This is a genomic window from Pseudomonas sp. URIL14HWK12:I5, assembly GCF_900176445.1.
Lineage (GTDB): Bacteria > Pseudomonadota > Gammaproteobacteria > Pseudomonadales > Pseudomonadaceae > Aquipseudomonas > Aquipseudomonas monteilii.
The window spans coordinates 82,700-103,769 of the sequence record NZ_FWXQ01000008.1 but is presented as its reverse complement, the minus strand read 5'-3'; the positions used below and the strand labels follow the sequence as shown (position 1 = coordinate 103,769).

The following is a 21,070-nucleotide window of genomic DNA, read 5'->3' as shown; positions in this document are numbered from 1 at the left end:
AAAAGCCCCGCCCCCTGCCGGCGGGGCTTTTTTATACCTGTGGTTCCAGCACCAGGCCGGACAGGATCACCTGCAGCGCCTCTGGCAGCGTCACAGGCCGGCCACTGGCACGTTCGATGAACACCTGCACCACCGTGCCTGCCGCGCACGCCTCCGGCTCGCCTGGGCGGAACAGCGCCAGGCGGTACTCCACCGTACTGCCCGCCAGGCGCGTCACGCCCAAGCCCACCTCCAGCACATCCGGGAAGCCCGGCAGCGCGTAGAAGTCCGCCGCCGAACTGACCACGAAGGCCGCCAGTTCACCGTCACGCAGGTCCAGCTCGGCCTGCTCTACAAGAAACGCTTGAATGGCCGTTTCGAAGAAGCCATGCACGGTGGCGCCGGCGATATGGCCGTTCAGGTCGTTGTCCTGAGGGCGGGTAAGGATGGGGTGGAAGTGGGAGAAGGCAGTGCGCTGAGGGGATTCGGTCATCTGTCTGGCTCTAGTCTTCGCAATTGGTGCTGACAGTGAAACAGAAAATCCAGCTTTGCGCTGCCTGAGCTCCCACAATGACCGCACCGGTCTGCAGAAACATAAAAGCCGCCCCTAAGGGCGGCTCTCTCGTTGCGCGGGTTCAGCTTACAGCTGTGGACCAGCAGCCTTGATGGCGTCGGAAACTTCAAACTTCTTGAAGTTTTCGATGAACAGCTTGGCCAGGCCTTTGGCGGCCTCGTCGTAGGCCGCTTTGTCAGCCCAGTTGGTGCGCGGGTTGAGCAGCTCGGTTTCAACGCCCGGAACGGCCTTAGGCACGTCCAGGTTGATGATGTCCAGGTGCTCGGTTTCAGCACCGATCAGCGCGCCGCTCTGGATCGCAGCGATCACGGCACGGGTAGTCGGGATGCTGAAGCGCTTGCCAACGCCGTAGCCACCGCCGGTCCAGCCGGTGTTGACCAGGTAGACCTTGGAGTTGAAGCCGTTGATACGCTTGATCAGCAGCTCGGCGTACTCGCCAGCCGGGCGCGGGAAGAACGGGGCGCCGAAGCAGGTGGAGAAGGTCGACTTGATGCCGCCGCCCGAACCCATTTCGGTCGAACCGACCAACGCGGTGTAGCCGGACAGGAAGTGGTAGGCCGCCTGCTCGTTGTTCAGGATCGAAACCGGTGGCAGAACACCGGTCAGGTCGCAGGTCAGGAAGATGACTGCGTTAGGCTCGCCGCCCAGGTTCGCTTCGGAACGCTTGGCAACGTGCTCCAGCGGGTAGGCCGCACGGCTGTTCTGGGTCAGGCTGACATCGGTGTAGTCGGCGTGCTTGTTGGCGTCGAGCACGACGTTTTCCAGCACCGCACCGTGCTTGATGGCTTTCCAGATGACCGGCTCGTTCTTCTCGGACAGGTCGATGCACTTGGCGTAGCAGCCGCCTTCCATGTTGAAGACAACGCCTTCGCCCCAACCGTGCTCGTCGTCACCGATCAGGTAACGGCTTTCGTCGGCCGACAGGGTGGTCTTGCCAGTACCGGACAGGCCGAAGAACAGGGTCACATCGCCTTCTTCGCCGATGTTGGCCGCGCAGTGCATCGGCAGCACGTCGGCAGCTGGCAGCAGGAAGTTCTGCACCGAGAACATGGCTTTCTTCATTTCGCCGGCGTAGCGCATGCCAGCGATCAGCACCTTCTTCTGGGCGAAGTTGATGATCACGCAACCATCGGAATTGGTGCCGTCACGCTCAGGCTCGCACACGAAGTTGGCGACGTTCAGGACCTGCCACTGGTCGCGACCAGCCGGGTTGAACTGCTCCGGGTTGATGAACAGGCAACGGCCGAACAGGTTCTGCCAGGCAGTCTGGGTGGTCATCTTAACCGGCAGGTAGTGTTCGGCGGCCGCCCCTACGTGAACGTAGGAAACGAAGTGATCCTGGGCGTTGTTGAACGCCTCGACGCGGTCCCACAGGGCATCGAACTTGTCGGCCGGGAACTTGCGGTTGATCGGGCCCCAGGAAATGGCGTCCTGGGTGGAAGGTTCTTCGACGATGAAACGGTCAGCCGGCGAACGGCCAGTACGGTGACCAGTCTCCACGACCAGTGCACCAGTATCGGCTAGTACGCCTTCACCGCGTTGCAGCGCTTCTTTTACCAGCTCATCGACGCTCAGGTCGGTGTACACGGTGTTGTTGGCTTGCGTCATGAGATACCCCATCCGGCCCGAGGCCGAGTGCTCCAAACGTTTTGTAGTTGTCTTGAAAAAACTACTACAGCGAAAAAAGTGGCCGGATTATGCCAGAAACGCCCAAAAAAAGTAGGCCCCTCCTGTCGTAACCGCGCTTTTGCGCAATTCGACAGGAGATTTCCCTGCAATTAAACGTTTCAGTGACGAGTTTCTGAGGCGACGTCCGTGCCACCACCGGCAAACAGTTGCGCCACATCGCTGGCATCGAAGAAATAGCGCTCGTTGCAGAACTGGCAATCGATCTCCACCGTCCCGCCGCATTCTTCCACCAACGCCTTGGCGTCGTGCTCACCCAGGCTGACCAGCGCATTACCGGAGCGCTCGCGCGAGCAGCTGCAATTGAAGCGCAGTGGCTGGATATCGAACAGGCGCACGGCGTCTTCGTGGTACAGGCGGTGCAGCAGGGTTTCATTGTCCAGCGCCCACTCATCAGCCTTGAGCGTGGTGGCCAATGCCACGACGTGCTGCCAGCTTTCTTCACGCTCTTCGTCGTCCGGCTGACGATCACGCGGCAGTTGCTGCAGCAGCAGGCCACGGGCCTTGCCGGCTTCGGCATTGAGCCAGAAGCGGGTATTGAGCTGTTGCGACTGAACGAAGTAGTTGGTGAAGCACTCCGACAGGTTGGCGCCATCGAGGTCCACGGTGCCCTGGTAGCGCTGGCCCTTGACCGGATCGATGGTCAGGGTCAGGTGGCCGTCGGGCATCAACTGCGACAGGGTGGCATCTGCCGGAATCTGGTCTGCCTCGTAACGGGCCATGCCGCGGATGTCGCGGTCACCGGAACATTCCACCATCAGCAGGGGAATCGGCCCTGCGGAACGCGCCTGCAGAATCAGCAGGCCATCGAACTTCAATGCTCCCACCAGCAAGGCGGTGGCGGCCATCAGTTCGCCAAGCAGTGCCTTGACCGGCTGAGGGTACTCATGACGCGCCAGCACCGCAGCGTAGCTGTCGTCGAGAGACACCCACTCGCCGCGCACATCGCGCTCGTCGAAGATGAAACGTTGGGTGAAATCGGTATCAGGCAAATCGCTCATAGGTTTTGGCTATCTAAAAATGGTGACAAAATGGTTACAAGGGTTATCGAAAAACCTGCGAGAACCCGTGACAGAGCGATCACAAGTCGCTCCGATTTCTGTTTGCAATAGAGGTATTTTATGGACAATCGACCACTGTTCCAAGCAAGGTGGTCCTTGGGGCCATTGGCAGCCTGCACGCTGCTACCCATCGCTCTACTGTGTTTCTGGTTATGGCCCATTGGCCAGATCTTGTGCCTGACTTTCGACGAGTGGCTGTTCCACAGCCTCAATGCGCCGCTGGCCGACAGCACCACCTGGCGCTACATCTGGACCGTCGGCAGCCTGCGCCCGTTCGACATCGTTGTCGGTCTGATCCTTCTGGCGGTGCTTATCCGTGGCGACTGGGTGTTCAAGGCCGCTCAAGTTCGCCAGGCCTTTTTCGGCTTTCTGGTCACGCTACTCCTCTTAGTGGTGATTCGTGCGCTGTTTTCCAAGTGGGTGGATGCAGCAGGATGGCAACACAAGAGCCCGTCGATGATATTTGACGACGTCGTCCACCTCAGTGACTACTACCCGAACCTGGAGGCAGCCTGGGAGCTGAAAGACCGTTCCAGCAAGAGTTTCCCGGGGGATCACGCCTCGGTGTTGCTGATCTGGGCGCTGTTCATGAGCGTGTTCAGCCGCCGGCTGGTGCAGTACCTGGTGATCTGGGGGCTGGCAGTGCTGTTCATGTTGCCGCGCCTGGTGGCCGGTGCTCACTGGGGGCAGGACGACTACATCGGCGGGTTGCTGATGGCGGTGCTGGCGTTGGGGTGGAGCTATTACACGCCGCTGGCGGCCAAGGGTAGCGCAGCGTTGATGCGCTGGACGGCGCCATTGTTCAACATCGCGGCCAAGCTACCGTTGGTCAGGCGATTGGCGGTTATCCGCTAAATCGTTGGGGCCGCTTTGCGGCCCCATTCAATCAAAGCTCCCATGCAGCTGGTGAATCTGCCGACGCTGCTTCTTGGTCGGCCGGCCATCGGTGGTCACGCCCATGGCCCCAGCCTTGCGCATTTCAGCTGCCTGCTCGCGCCGGCGCACACTTTCTTCGGTTTCCTCGTATAACGTCTGCGCCTCCGGCGCCCCACGCCGCACCACCGACAACGCCTTCACCACCACGGTGCGTTCGTCAAACCCGGTGCGCAGCACAAATTCGTCCCCCACACGCGGCTCCTTGCCCGGCTTGCAACGCTCGCCCCGGCAATGCACCTTGCCACTCTCGATCGCCGCCTTGGCCAGCGCCCGCGTCTTGTAGAAGCGCGCCGCCCACAGCCACTTGTCCAGACGAACCTTGTCGTCGTCTTCGGCTTTTTGTGCCATCCCGTTACCTCGAACACTGTGTTTCATCGAACTGTACTACCGTAACCAGCGGATGCAAAAAATCCCCGCCGTGCTTACAGTTCACCACCTCATTCGCAGGGTGCGCTTCGTGAAGACATTTGACCATTTGACTGTGATCGGCCTGCGCGAGTGGGTCGCCCTGCCTGACCTCGGCGTGGCCGGGTTGCGCGCCAAGATCGACACCGGCGCCAGTACCTCCAGCCTGCACGCCACCGAGGTGGAACCCTTCGAGCGCGACGGCCAGCCCTGGGTACGCTTCACTGCGCACCTGGGCTCGGTGGTACAACTGCGTCACCGCCGTTGCGAAGCGCCGCTGGTGACCATGAAAACCATCAAGAGCTCCAACGGCCAGGCCCAGACCCGTTATGTCATCCGCACGTCACTGGCCTTGGGCGATGGTGTCTGGGAAGTGGAGTTCACCCTGGCCTGCCGCAAGAACATGCGCTACCGCCTGTTGCTGGGTTCCAAGGCCCTGATTCACGGCCAGTTGGTGGTCAACCCTGGCCTGAAATACGTACAAGACAAACCGGCCTTTCCGGCCACTCTTTCTCCTGCCACAGGTGCTGCATGAAGATCGCTGTGCTGTCGCGCAATCCGCGTCTGTATTCCACCCGCCGCCTGGTCGAAGCCGGTACCCAGCGCGGTCACGAAATGGTGGTGATCGATACCCTGCGGGCCTACATGAACATTGCCAGCCACAAGCCGCAGATCCACTACCGCGGCAAGCCGCTGGAAGGTTTCGACGCGGTCATCCCGCGTATCGGTGCCTCGGTCACCTTCTACGGCTGCGCAGTCCTGCGCCAGTTCGAGATGATGGGGGTGTATCCGCTCAACGAGTCGGTGGCCATTGCCCGCTCGCGCGACAAACTGCGCTCGTTGCAATTGCTGTCACGACGCGGCATTGGCCTGCCGATCACCGGTTTCGCCCATTCGCCGGACGATATCCCCGACCTGATCCAGATGGTCAATGGTGCCCCGCTGGTGATCAAGGTGCTGGAAGGTACCCAAGGCATTGGTGTGGTGCTGTGTGAAACCACCCAGGCGGCCGAGTCGGTGATCGAGGCGTTCATGGGCCTGAAGCAGAACATCATGGTTCAGGAATACATCAAGGAGGCCGGTGGCGCCGACATTCGCTGCTTCGTGGTGGGCGACAAGGTGATTGCCTCGATGAAGCGCCAGGCCAAGCCGGGCGAGTTCCGCTCCAACCTGCACCGGGGGGGCGTCGCCAGCCTTATCAAGATTACCCCTGAAGAGCGGATTACCGCGATTCGTGCAGCCAAGGTGATGGGGTTGAGTGTGGCGGGTGTGGATATCCTGCGTTCCAACCATGGCCCGCTGGTGATGGAGGTGAACTCGTCACCGGGGCTGGAAGGCATTGAGGTGACCACCGGCAAGAACGTGGCCGGGATGATCATCGAGCACCTGGAGAAGAACGGCGGGCCTAATCAGACCCGGACCAAGGGTAAGGGCTGAAATTGTGGGGCTGCTTTGCAGCCCCAGCAATCACACAGCATTACGCGGTAACAACAACCCTAGCGGCAACCGCACCCGCGCCTCGATCCCACCACCGGACCGGTTGCGCAGCTCTACATTCCCGCCATGCTGCGCCGCGATCCGCTTGACGATCGCCAGCCCCAGCCCGGTGCCCTTGCCACCCCGCGCCCGGTCACCACGAATGAACGGGTTGAAGATGGTCTCCAGCTCCGATTCGTCGATCCCTGTGCCACGGTCCAGCACGCTCAGCACCACATACGGCGCACTCTCGTCACCCGACACATAGGCCGCCACCTCGACCCCTTTGCCAGCGTGGTGAAGCGCATTGCCGATCAGGTTGCCCAACATGCGCTTGAGCGAAACCCGGCGCAGCGGAAATGGCGGAATAGGCTCCAGGCAAAGGCGCACACGTTCTTCCGGCTGGTTGTACGGCGCCACCACTTCGCGCACAAGGTCCGCCAGGTCGACCTCTTCTACCGGCTCGTCACGGCCATCGCGGATAAAGGCCAGGAACTGATCGAGGATGGCGTCCATGTCTTCGATATCGCGGACCATGTCCTCGCTCAAGTCGCTGTCGCTGTTCAGCAGTGACAGCGACAGGCGCAAACGGGTCAGCGGTGTGCGCAGGTCATGGGAAACCCCGGCCAGCATCAGCTCACGCTCGCGGCCGGCCTGCTCGACGTCCTCGGCCATCTGGTTGAAGGCCTTGTACACCTCGGTCATTTCGCTGGGCGTATCGCTGATCGGCAGGCGCACGCTGCGCCCCTGGCCCAGCTGACGAGCGGCGAACACCAGGCGCTTGAGCGGCTGGTTCAACTGGCGCACGAAAATCCACGCCGAAGCGGTGGACAGCAGGCCAATGGCCAGGAACCAGCCCAGTACGTTCCAGATTTTCTGCCCGCGCAGCGGGTGCGGGTACAGCGGCACTTTCAGCCAGCCGGGGCCCAGGCTTGGCGCATTGACCCACAACGCCGGTGGCGCGTGAATGCGCAGCCGAACCTCGGTGTCCTCGCCCAGCTCCGCCTGCATCTGCCGCTGGTAGATCTCGCTGTAGGGCCAGTGCTGTTCACCCTCGGGCACACCCGAGCCGGTCACGCGGATAAGGCCAGCCGCCTCGGCAATCTTGTCGCGGTTTTCTTCGTCGGCAGCCCAATAGGCACGCAAGGTCAGCGCCACACCGTGGCTGTACTGACGGTCGACCAGCACGTCCTCGTTCATCAGCAGGTAGACCAGGGTTAAGGCCTTGCTGAACAGGACCACGATCAACACCAGCCACAGGGTGCGGGCGAAGAAGCTTTGCGGAAACCAGAGCGGGGTTTTCATCGACGGCCAGGCATCATTTACCGGCGTTTCCGTCTGGCACGAACACGTAGCCCACGCCCCAGACGGTCTGGATGTAACGCGGCTTGGACGGGTCCGGCTCGATCATGCGGCGCAGGCGCGAGATCTGCACGTCGATGGAGCGCTCCAGTGCATCCCACTCGCGGCCACGGGCCAGGTTCATCAGCTTGTCACGGGTCAGCGGTTCGCGGGCGTGCATCACCAAGGCCTTGAGCACGGCGAACTCACCGGTGGTGAGCATGTGCACTTCATCGCCACGCTTGAGTTCGCGGGTAGCCAGCGACAGCTCGTAATCACCGAAAGTGACCGATTCGTCTTCGCTACCCGGTGCCCCCGGTACAGCGGGAGCCTGCCGGCGCAGCACGGCCTTGACACGGGCCATCAGCTCGTCCGGGTTGAACGGCTTGCCCAGGTAGTCGTCGGCGCCCAGCTCCAGACCTTTGATACGGCTCAACTCATCGCCTTTTGCGGTGAGCATGATGATCGGGATCTGGTTGTTCTGCTGGCGCAGGCGCTTGCATGCGGACAGGCCATCTTCGCCCGGCAGCATCAGGTCGAGCACCACCAGGTTGAACACCTCGCGCTGCAGCAGGCGGTCCATCTGTTCGGTATTGGGCACTGCACGGGCACGGTAGCCCTTGCTGGTGAAGAAACGTTCCAGCAGGCTGCTTAGCCCCGGGTCGTCGTCGACGATGAGAATCTTGTCACCTTCAGCGGTGTTTGCGGTGCCGGTCATGAATAACTCCTCTGATATCGCCGCGCATTATGGCGTAGCCATTGCTGCACGTTGCGTGAGCATTGTTAGCAGATTTTTCCCCGGACGCCAGTTCCGGCTGGCCGGGCGCCATCACCGCAAGCCGTTTGCGATGGGTATAATGCGCGGCTTTCATCCAGCGCCGCCGGGCGAAAAGCCCACAGGCGACCCCCGTATTCACAAATGTCAGGTGGTTTACATGGACAGCATCAACAGCCGTATCGCCGAGGAACTGGGCGTACGCCCCCAGCAGGTCGAGGCGGCCGTGGGCCTGTTGGACGAAGGCTCGACCGTGCCTTTCATCGCCCGTTATCGCAAGGAAGTGACCGGTAGCCTGGACGACACCCAACTGCGCCATCTGGAAGAGCGCCTGCGCTACCTGCGCGAACTCGACGAGCGCCGCGCCAGCATCCTGTCCAGCATCGAGGAACAAGGCAAGCTGACCCCGGAGCTGGCCCGCGAAATCAAGCTGGCCGACACCAAGACCCGCCTCGAAGACCTGTACCTGCCGTACAAGCAAAAGCGCCGCACCAAGGGCCAGATCGCCCTGGAAGCCGGCCTGGGCGAACTGGCCGACGGCCTGTTCAACGACCCGACCCTGGCACCGGAAAGCGAAGCCGCACGCTTCGTCAACGCCGAAAAAGGCGTGGCCGACGTCAAGGCTGCGCTGGAAGGCGCCAAGTACATCCTGATGGAGCGTTTCGCCGAAGACGCCTCGCTGCTCGAAAAACTGCGCAGCTTCCTCAAGCAGGAGTCGGTGCTCAGCGCCCGCGTGGTAGCTGGCAAGGAAGAAGAAGGCGCCAAGTTCCGCGACTACTTCGCCCACGACGAACCGCTGCGCACCGCCCCGTCACACCGCGCCCTGGCAATCTTCCGCGGGCGCAACGAAGGCGTGCTGAGCGCCTCGCTGAAAGTGGGCGAAGAGCTGCCTGGCACCCTGCACCCGTGCGAAGTGATGATCGGCAACCACGTCGGCATCGAAAACCGCAGCCGCCCGGCCGACAAGTGGCTGGGAGAAGTGGTGCGCTGGACCTGGAAGGTCAAGCTGTACACCCACCTGGAAACCGACCTGTTCGGCGAGTTGCGCGACAACGCCGAAGGCGAGGCGATCAACGTGTTCGCCCACAATCTGCACGACCTGCTGCTGGCCGCCCCGGCCGGCCCGCGCGCCACCCTGGGCTTCGACCCGGGCCTGCGCACCGGCTGCAAGATCGCCGTGGTCGATGCCACCGGCAAGCTGCTGGACCACACCACGGTCTACCCGCACGCGCCGAAAAATGACTGGGACCGCACCCTGTCCATCATGGCCGCGCTGTGCGCCAAGCACTCGGTGGAGCTGGTCGCCATCGGCAACGGCACCGCCAGCCGCGAAAGCGACAAGCTGGTGGCCGAGCTGGTCAAAAAATACCCAGCGTTGAAAATCACCAAAATCATGGTCTCCGAAGCCGGTGCTTCGGTGTACTCGGCGTCGGAACTGGCCGCCCGCGAGTTCCCGGACCTGGACGTGTCGATCCGAGGCGCCGTGTCGATCGCCCGCCGCCTGCAGGACCCACTGGCAGAGCTGGTGAAGATCGACCCGAAATCCATCGGTGTCGGCCAGTACCAGCACGACGTGTCCCAGTTGAAACTGGCGCGTAGCCTGGATGCCGTGGTCGAGGACTGCGTGAACGCCGTGGGCGTGGACGTGAACACCGCCTCGGTGGCGCTGCTGACCCGTATTTCCGGCCTTAACGCCACGCTGGCGCAGAATATCGTCGCCCACCGCGATGCCAACGGCCCGTTCGCTACCCGTGCAGCCCTGAAAAAGGTCAGCCGCCTCGGTGAGAAAACCTTCGAACAAGCCGCCGGCTTCCTGCGTGTGATGAACGGCGACAACCCGCTGGACGCCTCTGCAGTACACCCCGAGGCCTACCCGCTGGTGCAACGCATTGCCGCCGACACCGACCGCGACATCCGTTCGCTGATCGGCGACAGCAGCTTCCTCAAGCGCCTGGACCCGAAAAAGTTCACCGACGAAACCTTCGGCCTGCCGACCGTCACCGACATCCTGCAGGAGCTGGACAAGCCGGGCCGCGACCCACGCCCCGAGTTCAAGACCGCCACCTTCCAGGACGGCGTTGAAGACCTCAAGGACCTGGAGCCGGGCATGATCCTCGAAGGCGTGGTCACCAACGTCACCAACTTTGGCGCCTTCGTCGACATCGGCGTACACCAGGACGGCCTGGTCCACATCTCGGCGCTGTCGGAAAAGTTCGTCAAGGACCCGCGTGAAGCGGTCAAGGCTGGCGACGTGGTCAAGGTCAAGGTCATGGAAGTGGACATCCCGCGCAAGCGCGTCGGCCTGTCCATGCGCATGAGCGACACACCGGGCGAAAAAGTCGAAGGCAACCGCGGCGGCAACCGTGGCAATGGCGGCAACCGTCAGCAGCAGGCCCCGCGCCAGCGTGAAACCGCCACTGCCGCACCGGCCAACAACGCCATGGCCGCCCTGTTCGCCAACGCCAAGCAGCTGAAAAAGAAGTGATGGACGTACCACGCGAATACGTCGAGAGCGCCTTCAGCCAACTGCTGGGCTGCCGCCTGCAACGCCTGGAAACCGGTGTTGCCGAGGTAGCCCTGGCGCTTGAGCCGCACTTGCGCAACCGGGGCCAGAAGCTGCACGGCGGGGCGATCTTCAGCCTGGTGGACATCGCCATGGGCCTGGCCTGCTCGGCCAACCATGGCTTTGACCGGCAAAGCGTCACCATCGAGTGCAAGATCAACTACATGCGCGCCGTCAGTGACGGCGAAGTGCTGTGTACCGCCCGCGTGCTGCACGCCGGGCGGCGTACCCTGGTGGTCGACGCTGACGTAGTCCAGGGCGACAAACTGGTGGCAAAAGCGCAAGGAACCTTCGCGGTTCTCTAGCTCACCAAGCTGTATCTGCGGTATTTTCAGCAGTGCGCTGGCCCTGCTGGAACCGCGTAAACCAGGCGACAACGCCAGTTCCTTTCTTCCTACCCTTGTAGACCGTTATCTCTACCCCCATATTGGGGCGACTGACGCGTGAAGGAATACATCTTGAGCGACCTCCTCAACCGCCGCCTGAGCCTGCTCGGCGCCAATCTCTCCCTGCTCAAGCAGTGCCTGCACGGTATTGAGCGCGAATGCCTGCGCGTGACCGACGAAGGTCGCCTGGCCCAGACCCCGCACCCGGAAGCCCTGGGGTCGGCGCTGACCAACGAGCAGATCACTACCGATTATTCCGAGTCGCTGCTGGAGTTCATCACCCCAGCCCTGCCCGACCCGGCCAAGGTGCTCGAAAGCCTCGAACAGACCCACCGCTTCGTCTACAGCAAGCTGGGCGACGAATACCTGTGGAGCCCGTCGATGCCGTGCACGCTGCCGGCCGAAGAGGACATCCCGATCGCCGAGTACGGCAGCTCGAACATCGGCAAGCTCAAGCACGTGTACCGCAAAGGCCTGGCCCTGCGCTACGGTCGCACCATGCAGTGCATCGCCGGTATTCATTACAATTTCTCACTGCCCGAAGCCCTGTGGCCGCTGCTCCGCGAAGCCGAAGGCAGCACTGAAGACAACCGCGACTACCAGTCGTCGGCTTACATCGCCCTGATCCGCAATTTCCGCCGCTACAGCTGGCTGCTGATGTACCTGTTCGGCGCTTCGCCAGCCCTGGACAAAGGCTTCCTGCGTGGCCGCCCGCACCAGCTCGAAGAGCTGGACGCCGAAACCCTGTTCCTGCCCTACGCCACCAGCCTGCGCATGAGTGACCTGGGCTATCAGAGCAACGCCCAGGCCGGCCTCACGCCGTGCTACAACAACCTGGCCAGCTACACCGACAGCCTGCGCAAGGCAGTCGGCACGCCCTACCCGCCATACGTTGAAGTGGGCACGCACGTGGACGGCGAGTGGGTGCAGCTGAACACCAACATCCTGCAGATCGAAAACGAGTACTACTCGAACATTCGCCCCAAACGGGTCACCTACACCGGCGAACGGCCGATCCAGGCCCTGACCTCGCGTGGCGTGCAGTACGTGGAAGTGCGTTGCCTGGACATCAACCCGTTCCTGCCGGTAGGCATCGACCTGCCTGAGGCACGCTTCCTCGATGCGTTCCTGCTGTTCTGCGCACTGGAAGACAGCCCGCAGCTGGACAACGGTGAATGCGGCCAGTGCACCAGCAACTTCCTGACCGTGGTCAAGGAAGGCCGCCGCCCGGGCCTGGAGCTGCACCGCAATGGCCAGCCGATCAGCCTGAAAGACTGGGCCAGCGAACTGATTCAGCGTATTCGACCGTTGGCCGACCTGCTCGACCAGGCGCAAGGTGGTGAGGATCACGCCAAGGCCCTGGATGCGCAGCAGGCCAAGGTCGACGACGCTTCGCTGACCCCGTCGGCCCAGGTGCTGGCACGCATGACCGAACACGACGAAAGCTTCGTCCAGTTCTCTCTGCGCCAAAGCCGGATCCACGCCGACACGTTCCGCGAGCAGCCTCTGAGCAACGAGCAACAGCAGGCGTTCGAAACACTGGCCCGTGAATCGCTTGCCAAGCAGTCCGAGCTGGAACAGGAAGAAGTCGGTGACTTCGACTTGTTCGTCGGTGCCTACCAGGCCAGTATCCTGGCGATCAGCAACTGATGACCCGTACCGCCACCCCGCGCAAGCCGCGCGCCAGCAGCCAGGCTAGAATCGAAGCGATCCTGACGGCTGCACGCGAGTTGCTGGCAGAGCAAGGGGTGGCGGCACTGTCCATCTACAGCGTGGCCGAACGGGCACAGATTCCGCCGTCGTCGGTGTATCACTTCTTCGCCAGCGTGCCAGCGTTGCTGGAAGCACTGACTGCCGACATACACCGGGCCTTTCGCGAAGCACTGAGTGCACCGATCGACAGCAGCGCGTTCAGCACCTGGCACGAACTGTCACGGCTCATCGAAGAACGCATGCTGTGTATCTATAACCAAGATGCTGCGGCGCGGCAGCTAATCCTGGCCCAGCATGGGCTGAGCGAAGTGGTGCAGGCCGATCGGCAGCACGACATGGAACTGGGCGACTTGATGCACAAGTTGTTCGACCAGCATTTTCACCTGCCGGTGATGCCACTGGATGTGGATGTGTTTGCCCTGGCCATGGAACTGAGCGACCGGGTGTATGCGCGATCGGTGCAGTTGCACGAGACGATTACGCCGCGTATGGCCGAAGAGGGCAAGCGGGTGTGCGAGGCGTATCTGGGGTTGTATCTGCCGCCGTTTCTGGCCAAGCGTTCCAGCTGAAAATGATCGGGGCCGCGTTGCGGCCCTTCGCGGGCGTGCCCGCAAAGGGCTGCAAAGCAGCCCCATTGGCCTATTTTCATCACAGCTTGGCGATAGACACTTCAGTCGATTTCACGAAAGCAATCACTTCGCTGCCAACCTGCAATTCCAGCTCCCTCACAGAACGGGTGGTGATGACCGAAGTCACGATCCCCGAGGCGGTCTGCACGTCGATTTCCGACAATACCGGGCCTTCGAGGATTTCTTTCACAGTGCCTTTGAACTGGTTACGGACGTTGATGGCTTTGATAGTCATGATTTGATTCCTTCTCGTTGGCTTCAGTCTGGTAAGTGAGTCAGTGCGCCCAACGCAACTGCGTGGGCAGAGGGGCTACAGGGTCCGGCTCGGGCGCAGTGCCCGGGGCCGACAGAACGCGGTTGAGCACTTCGCTTTCCAGCGCAGCCAGGCGGTGCGAACCACGCGCCCGAGGCCGTGCCAGGTCGACAGTGAGATCGAGCCCGACCTCGCCGTCCTCGATCAGGATCACCCGGTCAGCCACGGCAACCGCTTCGCTGACATCATGGGTAACCAACAGCACGGTGAAGCCATGCTGACGCCAGAGGCGCTCGATCAGTTGCTGCATCTCGATCCGGGTCAACGCATCCAGTGCACCGAGCGGCTCGTCCAGCAGCAGCAGACGCGGCTGGTGGATCAGCGCCCGGGCCAAGGCCACGCGCTGCTTCTGGCCACCCGAAAGCGCGGCCGGCCATTCATTGGCGCGGTCAGCCAGGCCTACCGCCTCCAGCGCTTCCAGCGCACGCGGGCGCCAGTCGCCAGACAGGCCCAGGCCAACGTTGTCGATCACCTTCTTCCAGGGCAGCAGCCGTGCGTCCTGGAACATCAGGCGGGTTTCCTCACGGGCCTCTTCCAGCGGCGCAGCACCGGCCAGGAGTTGGCCGGCGGTGGGTTGATCGAGCCCGGCCAGCAGGCGCAGCAAGGTGCTCTTGCCGCAGCCGCTGCGGCCAACGATGGCAACGAACTGACCGGCCGGAATATGCAGGTCGATACCTTTCAGCACTTCGCGCTGGCCAAAGGTCTTGCGCAGGCCGTTGGAGGCCAGCGGGATGCCACGCAGCAGGCGAGGCGGCTGTTCCTTGAGCACGGTCATGCGCCCTCCTTCCTGGCTACTTGATAGGCCGGGTGCCAGCGCAACCACACACGCTCCAGGCCGCGAGCGGCGAGGTCGGCAAGCTTGCCAAGCACGGCGTACAAGACGATGGCCAGTACCACCACGTCGGTCTGCAGGAACTCTCGGGCATTCATTGCCAGGTAACCGATGCCGGCGTTGGCCGAGATGGTTTCCGCCACGATCAAGGTCAGCCACATGAAGCCCAGCGCGAAGCGCACACCCACCAGAATCGATGGCAGCGCCCCCGGCAGGATCACCTGGCGGAACAGGCTGAAGCCGGACAAGCCATAGCTGCGCGCCATTTCCACCAATGCCGGGTCGACATTACGAATGCCGTGGTAGGTGTTCAGGTAAATCGGGAACAACGTGCCCAGCGCGACCAGGAAAATCTTTGCCGACTCGTCGATACCGAACCACAGGATCACCAGCGGGATCAGCGCCAGGTGTGGCACGTTGCGGATCATCTGCACCGAGCTGTCGAGCAGGCGTTCGCCCCAGTTCGACAGGCCGGTGATGAATCCCAGCACCAGGCCGATGCTGCCGCCGATGGCAAAGCCCAGACCGGCACGCCAGCCACTGATGGCCAGGTGGGTCCAGATATCACCGCTGCGCACCAGCTCGACACCGGCGCTGACCACAGCGCTGGGTGCCGGCAGAATGCGCGTCGACAGCCAGCCAGCGCTGACCGCCAGCTGCCAGGCTGCCAACAGCAGTACCGGCAGCGCCCACGGCGCCAGGCGCTGGGCCAGGTTGGAAGAAGTTGCACGACTCATGGCCCGGCCCTCAGCTCTGCGACACGGACTTGGGCAGGATGTCGTTGGCCACCATCTCGCCGAACGGGCTTACGTAGCCGCCGGTTTTCGGTTGCTCCGGGCGTTGCACATCGAGGTGCGGGAACAGCAGTTCGGCAACCCGGTACGACTCTTCCAGGTGTGGATAACCCGAGAAGATGAAGGTATCGATACCCAGCTCGGCGTATTCCTTGACCCGTGCCGCCACAGTCGGGCCATCGCCCACCAGTGCGGTACCGGCGCCGCCGCGGACCAGGCCAACACCTGCCCACAGGTTGGGGCTGACTTCCAGGTTGTCACGGTTGCCGCCGTGCAGGGCAGCCATGCGCTGCTGGCCCACCGAATCGAAGCGCGACAGCGAGGCCTGGGCACGGGCGATGGTGTCGTCGTCCAGGTGCGAGATCAGCTTGTCGGCGGCGGCCCAGGCTTCTTCGTTGGTTTCACGCACGATCACGTGCAGGCGGATGCCGAAGCGCACTTCACGGCCTTGGGCAGCAGCCTTTTCACGCACCTGGGCGATTTTCTCGGCAACGGCTGCCGGTGGCTCGCCCCAGGTCAGGTACAACTCGACTTGTTCGGCGGCGAGGTCCTGAGCGGCTTCGGACGAACCGCCGAAGTACAGTGGCGGACGTGGCTGCTGAATAGGTGGGTAGAGCAGCTTGGCGCCCTTCACCTGGATGTGCTTGCCGTCGTAATCGACGTTTTCGCCCTCCAGCACCTTGCGCCAGATACGGGTGAACTCGACCGAGGCTTCGTAGCGTTCCTGGTGGTTCAGGTGCAGGCCATCACCGGCCAGTTCGTCCGGGTCGCCACCGGTGACCAGGTTGAACAGGGCACGGCCATTGGACAGGCGGTCCAGCGTTGCCGCCTGGCGTGCTGCCACGGTTGGCGAAATGATGCCGGGGCGCAGGGCTACCAGGAATTTCAGGCGCTGGGTCACTGGGATCAGCGACGCGGCCACCAGCCAGGAGTCCTCGCAGGAACGGCCGGTAGGGATCAGCACCCCACCAAAACCAAGGCGGTCGGCGGCCTGGGCGATCTGCTGCAGGTAGCCGTGGTCGACCGCACGTGCGCCGTCGGAAGTGCCCAGGTACTTGCCGTCACCGTGGGTTGGGAGGAACCAGAAAATGTTAAGGCTCATTGGAGTTGTCTCCTCAAGGGTGGCTCAGCCAGGGCGGCGCCCCGGCGCAGGCGAATCAATCAAGGCGCGCTAGCGACCTTGGCCGGGGGTGTCCAGATCACGTCCTTGATGCTCAGCGGCTTGGGTATCAGCTTGAGCGCCTGGAAGGTGTCGGCGATCTTCTGTTGCGCAGCCACTACCTCGGGGGTGAGCGGCGCAGCGCCGTAGCCTTGGCGTTTGACCGAGGTCAGGGTGATGTTGGCGGGCAGGCCGAGCAGCGGTGCGACCTGGTCGGTCACTTCTTGCGGGTTGGCCTGGGACCACTCGCCCACGGCGCGCACTTCCTCGATCACGGTGTTGATCACCGCCGGGTGCTGGGTGGCGTAGTTGCGGGTGGCCAGGTAGAACTGGTGGTTGTCGACCAGGCCCTTGCCGTCACGCAGGGTGCGTGCCTGCAACTGCTGTTCGGCAGCGGCCTGGTAAGGGTCCCAGATCACCCAGGCATCCACGCTGCCACGTTCGAAGGCGGCACGGGCATCGGCTGGCGGCAGGTACACGGGCTGGATGTCGCTGTACTTCAGGCCAGCATCTTCCAGAGCACGAACCAGCAGGTAGTGCACGTTGGAGCCTTTGTTGAGGGCGACTTTCTTACCCTTGAGGTCTTTGACCGACTGGACTGGCGAACCCTTCGGTACCAGGATCGCTTCGCTGTGCGGTGCTGGCGGCTCGTAGGCCACGTAGAGCAGATCGGCACCAGCTGCCTGGGCAAATACGGGCGGGGTCTCGCCGGTGACGCCAAAATCAATAGAACCGACGTTCAGCCCTTCAAGCAACTGCGGGCCACCGGGGAATTCGGTCCACTGCACCTGCACGCCCTGCTCGGCCAGGCGCTTTTCCAGCGTGCCCTTGGCCTTGAGCAGCACCAGGGTGCCGTATTTCTGGTAACCGATACGCAGGCTTTCGGCCTGGGCTTGGGTAATGGCGCCGAAGGACACAGCCGCCGCAAACAGGGCGACCAGACCGCGACGCAAGAAGACTGTGCGCATGGCGCTCTCCTGTACGTTTGGGTTCGGGTTGCACCTGCTTGCCTCGTTGTCGGGCGAGTAAGGTGTTGAAGCGGGTTGGGCCGGTCAGATGCTCCAGCGAGCGCTGATCAGGCGTTCATTCAGTACGCCGGGGGCCACGGGGCTTGGCCGGCGGGCCAAGGCAACATGGAAGGTTTCCAGCGAGTCCAGCAGGCGTTCTTCCAGCGCCGGTGCCAGCTGCGCGGGTTTGGAGCCTTCTGCGTAAGCCACCTGGCTGTCATCGGCGAAGATCCCTTGCAGGGTCTCTTGAGCCTTGAGTGCCGACAGCACGGGTTTCAATGCGTAATCCACTGCCAGCATGTGGGCGATGCTGCCGCCCGTGGCGATCGGCAAAACGATCTTGTGCGCCAGAGCGCGTTCGGGCAGCAGGTCGAGCAGTGTTTTCAGGGCGCCGGCAAACGAGGCCTTGTAAACCGGGGTGGAAACGATCAGGCCATCGGCCTGGGCTACCAACTGTTGGAAGTGCTGCACCTGCGGGCTGTCGAAACGGGCATGCAACAGGTCTTCGGCGGGGAAGTCACGTACCTGGAACGTCACGACCTCTACGCCACGGTTCTGCAGCCACTGGCGCGAACGCTCAAGCAGCACGCCAGAGCGTGAGCGGGTACTGGGGCTACCACCGATTGATACGACCAGCATTGCAGCGCTTCCTTGTGTTCTGTTGGAAGTGACATTAACAGCTGCCACATATATCTAGAAATCATATTTTTTCATTTGTTTATTCCATTTTTGTTTTTCCTCAATTTCCTCCACTTGTTTCAGCAGGCATAAAAAAGGGCCGTCGAAACGGCCCGAAAATCCCTGCTTGGCTAAGAGCAATACAACGAGGAATGCATTTAACGATTCGGCTGCGGGGTCAGACGCAGGTAGGGTTTGACCGCCCGGTAACCTTTGGGGAAGCGCTGCTTGATCTCTTCCTCATCTTTGAGCGAAGGCACGATCACCACCTCGTCGCCGTCCTGCCAGTTACCGGGGGTGGCGACCTTGTGGTTGTCGGTCAGCTGCAGCGAGTCGATCACCCGCAGAATTTCATTGAAGTTGCGCCCGGTACTGGCCGGATAGGTGATGGTCAGGCGCACCTTCTTGTTCGGGTCGATCACGAACAGCGAACGCACGGTGAGGGTGTCGCTGGCGTTCGGGTGGATCAGGTCGTACAGGTCGGACACCTTGCGGTCCGCGTCGGCGATGATCGGGAAGTTGACCACGGTGTTCTGGGTTTCGTTGATGTCATCGATCCAGCGGTGGTGCGAGTCGACCGGATCCACCGACAAGGCGATGGCCTTGACCCCACGCTTGGCGAAATCATCCTTGAGCTTGGCGGTCAGGCCCAGCTCGGTAGTGCACACCGGGGTGAAGTCGGCGGGGTGGGAGAACAATACCCCCCAGCTGTTGCCCAGCCACTCGTGGAAGCGGATTTTGCCTTCGCTGGAATCCTGTTCGAAATCGGGGGCGATATCGCCGAGTTTGAGGCTCATGGGCTGCGGCTCCTTGGCTGGGTTCTGTACCGTATGGGTTCAATGTGCCTGCATTCGGTTAAAAACAAAAAGAATAAATAACAATTTATTTATAACCGGAATGCATACCAATTTGTAGGCACAAAAAAGCCTCGCACTAGGCGAGGCTCTTGGATCAGCTACGGCTTACAGGAAGTTGTAAGTGTAGTTGAAGATCAGACGGGTCTGATCCTGGTCAGCCAGCGAGCTGGTGCCGGTGCCACGGTATACGCCGTGACGCAGGCTGGCGCCCAGGCCTTTGAAGGTGCCTTCCTGGATGACGTAGTCAACGCGGGCGTCACGTTCCCATTCGCTGAAGGTGCCGTTGCCGTTGGCGTTCTTGCCGTCTTCACCTTTCAGGTAGGAAACCGAAGCTTTCAGGCCTGGCACGCCCAGACGTGCGAAATCATAGGCGTACTGACCGAAGGTGGTGTTTTCACCGGCCTTGGCGAACTGGTTGATCATGCTGTCGGTAAACAGGTAGAAGCTGGAGCCACCGGCGCCTTCGTTGCGACCGTTGCCATCAACAACGCTGCCTTGGTTCAGCCAGACGAAGCCACCGTCGTCATTGACGCGCTGGTGGCCGAGCAGGAACGAGTGGCCACCCAGGGTATAGGTGAAGATCGCGGACCAGGTCTTGTTGTCGACCTCGCCGAGGTTCTTGGCATAGCCACCGTTGTTGTTGAAGTTGTAACCGCCGCCGTCGCCGTTCTTGCCGTCGCTGCTGCTGTCGAAATAACGCAGGTCGGTTTTGAACGACTGGTCGTCAGCGATCTTGAATACGTGCGTCGCGCCCAGGAAGTGCTGCTTGTAGAAGTCTTCCAGGTTCGAGTAGTAGTACTGCAGGGTCAGGTCTGGCGTGAGCTTGTAGTCCAGACCACCGTAGCGGAACTTGTTACTGTCCTGGCTGGCACCGGCAATCGACAGGCCGGTACGGTTGCTCGAAGCACGGCCCATGGCGTGGGTCAGCTGGCCGGCGTTGATGGTCAGGTTGTCGATTTCCTTCGACTGGATAGTGCCACCCTCGAAGGTTTGCGGCAGCAGACGGCCATCGTTGGAGACCAGGATCGGCAGGTTTGGCGCCAGGGCGCTACCGTAGTGAACCTCAGTCTTCGAGAAGCGTGCCTTGGCGTTGGCGCCAACACGAGCCCACTGGCTTACAGCCGAACCGTCGGTGTCGCTCGGGAAGAAGCTGCTGTTGTCTGGGTGCTTGCCACGGCCACCATCCAGGTGGATACCCCACAGGGCCTGGGCATCGACACCAAAGCCAACGGTGCCTTCAGTGAAGCCGGAGATGTAGTCGAGCTTGAAGCCCTGACCCGACTCACGGTTGTCGGCACCGCCATCACGGTTGTCGTTGTTGAAGTACATGGTGCGCGAGCTGAGCGACAGTTTGCTGTCTTCAACGAAACCGGCAGCGCCTGCTTGTTGGGCGAGAACCCCCAGTGCCACGGCCAGAGCCAGGCTGGACTTGTACATAATTTGCTCCTCTACGTTCTAATTCTTGTGTATCTCTGGCGGCGAGGTCTGCTGCCCCGCTCACCGTGGATTGGCGATTTAGTCCCAAAGCGTGACTCATAAGTCAATCGTTTCTAAACGTTTCGAGACTTTGGTCTAAGGCGTCACCTGCGCTACAGGATAATGACAATCCTATAAATCCAAAATGACCGTTTTATGAATTTGTAAGATTTTTAAGGAATATGTTAGGAACCTTTACTGCCATTCGTTGTAGCGACAACGTCTTTCATAACCTTTGGTTATTTGCAAACGTTTGCTCATAACCTAATTCCGTATCGTTCTATAGGGACGAAAAAGCCTAGCAGGTACCTCCACATTCGCCATTGAGGGTAATCACCCATCCTGGGCTTAAAGCATTTGGCTCCTAAGCTAATGCAAAAAAGTTATTTATTTTTAAATTCTTAGATCATTTAGTCTTCTCGTCATCCAT

General features: G+C 61.6%; 21 protein-coding genes. 7 read left to right on the top strand and 14 right to left on the bottom strand.

Translation table 11 applies throughout. The features are described from left to right. Positions 1-31 precede the first annotated feature (31 nt). The 3 genes from B9A31_RS18985 to hslO form a co-directional block, all read right to left on the bottom strand. Positions 32-472, bottom strand: coding sequence for an acyl-CoA thioesterase (locus B9A31_RS18985; protein ID WP_019096892.1), 441 nt, complete (start codon positions 470-472; stop codon positions 32-34). Between the two features lie 147 nt (positions 473-619). Beyond that, the gene (locus B9A31_RS18980) at positions 620-2,161 is read right to left on the bottom strand and encodes a phosphoenolpyruvate carboxykinase (RefSeq protein WP_019096893.1); all 1,542 of its coding nucleotides are present in this window, start codon (positions 2,159-2,161) and stop codon (positions 620-622) included. Positions 2,162-2,340: 179 nt separating this feature from the next. Next, positions 2,341-3,240 carry an Hsp33 family molecular chaperone HslO gene (gene hslO, locus B9A31_RS18975; protein ID WP_019096894.1) on the bottom strand — a complete coding sequence of 300 codons (900 nt, stop codon included), beginning with the start codon at positions 3,238-3,240 and terminating at the stop codon, positions 2,341-2,343. A gap of 120 nt (positions 3,241-3,360) precedes the next feature. Between hslO and B9A31_RS18970 the strand changes: the two genes are divergently transcribed. After that, positions 3,361-4,155 (top strand): phosphatase PAP2 family protein, encoded by a 795-nt coding sequence (locus B9A31_RS18970; RefSeq protein ID WP_084297256.1) that lies wholly within the window; start codon positions 3,361-3,363, stop codon positions 4,153-4,155. A 27-nt stretch (positions 4,156-4,182) separates the two neighbouring features. Here the strand turns inward: B9A31_RS18970 and B9A31_RS18965 are convergent, their stop codons facing one another. Then, complete coding sequence (locus B9A31_RS18965) at positions 4,183-4,584, bottom strand: RNA-binding S4 domain-containing protein (RefSeq protein WP_016714465.1); 402 nt, start codon at positions 4,582-4,584, stop codon at positions 4,183-4,185. A gap of 109 nt (positions 4,585-4,693) precedes the next feature. Between B9A31_RS18965 and B9A31_RS18960 the strand changes: the two genes are divergently transcribed. Both B9A31_RS18960 and rimK read left to right on the top strand, forming a co-directional pair. Then, positions 4,694-5,176: a retropepsin-like aspartic endopeptidase RimB gene (locus B9A31_RS18960; RefSeq protein WP_025754077.1), complete on the top strand. Its 483-nt coding sequence runs from the start codon at positions 4,694-4,696 to the stop codon at positions 5,174-5,176. After that, positions 5,173-6,078 carry a 30S ribosomal protein S6--L-glutamate ligase gene (gene rimK / locus B9A31_RS18955; protein ID WP_012316721.1) on the top strand — a complete coding sequence of 302 codons (906 nt, stop codon included), beginning with the start codon at positions 5,173-5,175 and terminating at the stop codon, positions 6,076-6,078. Before B9A31_RS18960 ends, rimK begins: the two co-directional genes overlap by 4 nt. A 30-nt stretch (positions 6,079-6,108) precedes the next feature. Here rimK and B9A31_RS18950 read toward each other — a convergent pair whose 3' ends face one another. Beyond that, positions 6,109-7,422, bottom strand: a complete 1,314-nt coding sequence (locus B9A31_RS18950; RefSeq protein ID WP_016714463.1) for an ATP-binding protein — start codon at positions 7,420-7,422, stop codon at positions 6,109-6,111. A 13-nt stretch (positions 7,423-7,435) separates the two neighbouring features. Continuing rightward, positions 7,436-8,176 carry an osmolarity response regulator transcription factor OmpR gene (gene ompR / locus B9A31_RS18945; RefSeq protein WP_016484407.1) on the bottom strand — a complete coding sequence of 247 codons (741 nt, stop codon included), beginning with the start codon at positions 8,174-8,176 and terminating at the stop codon, positions 7,436-7,438. Positions 8,177-8,393: 217 nt separating this feature from the next. Here ompR and B9A31_RS18940 point away from each other — a divergent pair, with 217 nt between their 5' ends. The 4 genes from B9A31_RS18940 to B9A31_RS18925 all read left to right on the top strand — a co-directional run bounded on the left by B9A31_RS18940 (position 8,394) and on the right by B9A31_RS18925 (position 13,464). Beyond that, positions 8,394-10,718, top strand: a complete 2,325-nt coding sequence (locus B9A31_RS18940) for a Tex family protein (RefSeq protein ID WP_084297255.1) — start codon at positions 8,394-8,396, stop codon at positions 10,716-10,718. Beyond that, positions 10,718-11,101: a PaaI family thioesterase gene (locus B9A31_RS18935; RefSeq protein ID WP_019096897.1), complete on the top strand. Its 384-nt coding sequence runs from the start codon at positions 10,718-10,720 to the stop codon at positions 11,099-11,101. Before B9A31_RS18940 ends, B9A31_RS18935 begins: the two co-directional genes overlap by 1 nt. Before the next feature lie 153 nt (positions 11,102-11,254). Further along, a complete protein-coding gene (gene gshA / locus B9A31_RS18930) occupies positions 11,255-12,832 on the top strand; it encodes a glutamate--cysteine ligase (protein WP_026020326.1) in 1,578 nt (525 codons plus the stop codon). Next, a complete protein-coding gene (locus tag B9A31_RS18925) occupies positions 12,832-13,464 on the top strand; it encodes a TetR/AcrR family transcriptional regulator (protein WP_025754078.1) in 633 nt (210 codons plus the stop codon). The genes gshA and B9A31_RS18925 overlap by 1 nt, the downstream gene beginning before the upstream one ends. A gap of 79 nt (positions 13,465-13,543) precedes the next feature. Here B9A31_RS18925 and B9A31_RS18920 read toward each other — a convergent pair whose 3' ends face one another. The 8 genes from B9A31_RS18920 to B9A31_RS18885 form a co-directional block, all read right to left on the bottom strand. Then, complete coding sequence (locus B9A31_RS18920; RefSeq protein WP_003255829.1) at positions 13,544-13,759, bottom strand: TOBE domain-containing protein; 216 nt, start codon at positions 13,757-13,759, stop codon at positions 13,544-13,546. 40 nt (positions 13,760-13,799) lie between these two features. Continuing rightward, positions 13,800-14,612 (bottom strand): aliphatic sulfonates ABC transporter ATP-binding protein, encoded by an 813-nt coding sequence (ssuB, locus tag B9A31_RS18915; RefSeq protein ID WP_019096900.1) that lies wholly within the window; start codon positions 14,610-14,612, stop codon positions 13,800-13,802. Next, positions 14,609-15,406: an aliphatic sulfonate ABC transporter permease SsuC gene (ssuC, locus tag B9A31_RS18910; protein ID WP_016714458.1), complete on the bottom strand. Its 798-nt coding sequence runs from the start codon at positions 15,404-15,406 to the stop codon at positions 14,609-14,611. Before ssuC ends, ssuB begins: the two co-directional genes overlap by 4 nt. Positions 15,407-15,416: 10 nt before the next feature. Beyond that, positions 15,417-16,565 (bottom strand): FMNH2-dependent alkanesulfonate monooxygenase, encoded by a 1,149-nt coding sequence (ssuD, locus tag B9A31_RS18905; RefSeq protein WP_019096901.1) that lies wholly within the window; start codon positions 16,563-16,565, stop codon positions 15,417-15,419. Between the two features lie 59 nt (positions 16,566-16,624). Beyond that, a complete protein-coding gene (locus B9A31_RS18900) occupies positions 16,625-17,590 on the bottom strand; it encodes a sulfonate ABC transporter substrate-binding protein (RefSeq protein WP_019096902.1) in 966 nt (321 codons plus the stop codon). Between the two features lie 84 nt (positions 17,591-17,674). After that, complete coding sequence (ssuE, locus tag B9A31_RS18895; protein ID WP_019096903.1) at positions 17,675-18,268, bottom strand: NADPH-dependent FMN reductase; 594 nt, start codon at positions 18,266-18,268, stop codon at positions 17,675-17,677. Between the two features lie 197 nt (positions 18,269-18,465). After that, complete coding sequence (locus tag B9A31_RS18890; protein WP_019096904.1) at positions 18,466-19,104, bottom strand: peroxiredoxin; 639 nt, start codon at positions 19,102-19,104, stop codon at positions 18,466-18,468. A 165-nt stretch (positions 19,105-19,269) separates the two neighbouring features. Further along, complete coding sequence (locus B9A31_RS18885; RefSeq protein ID WP_016714453.1) at positions 19,270-20,601, bottom strand: OprD family porin; 1,332 nt, start codon at positions 20,599-20,601, stop codon at positions 19,270-19,272. Between the last annotated feature and the right edge of the window lie 469 nt (positions 20,602-21,070).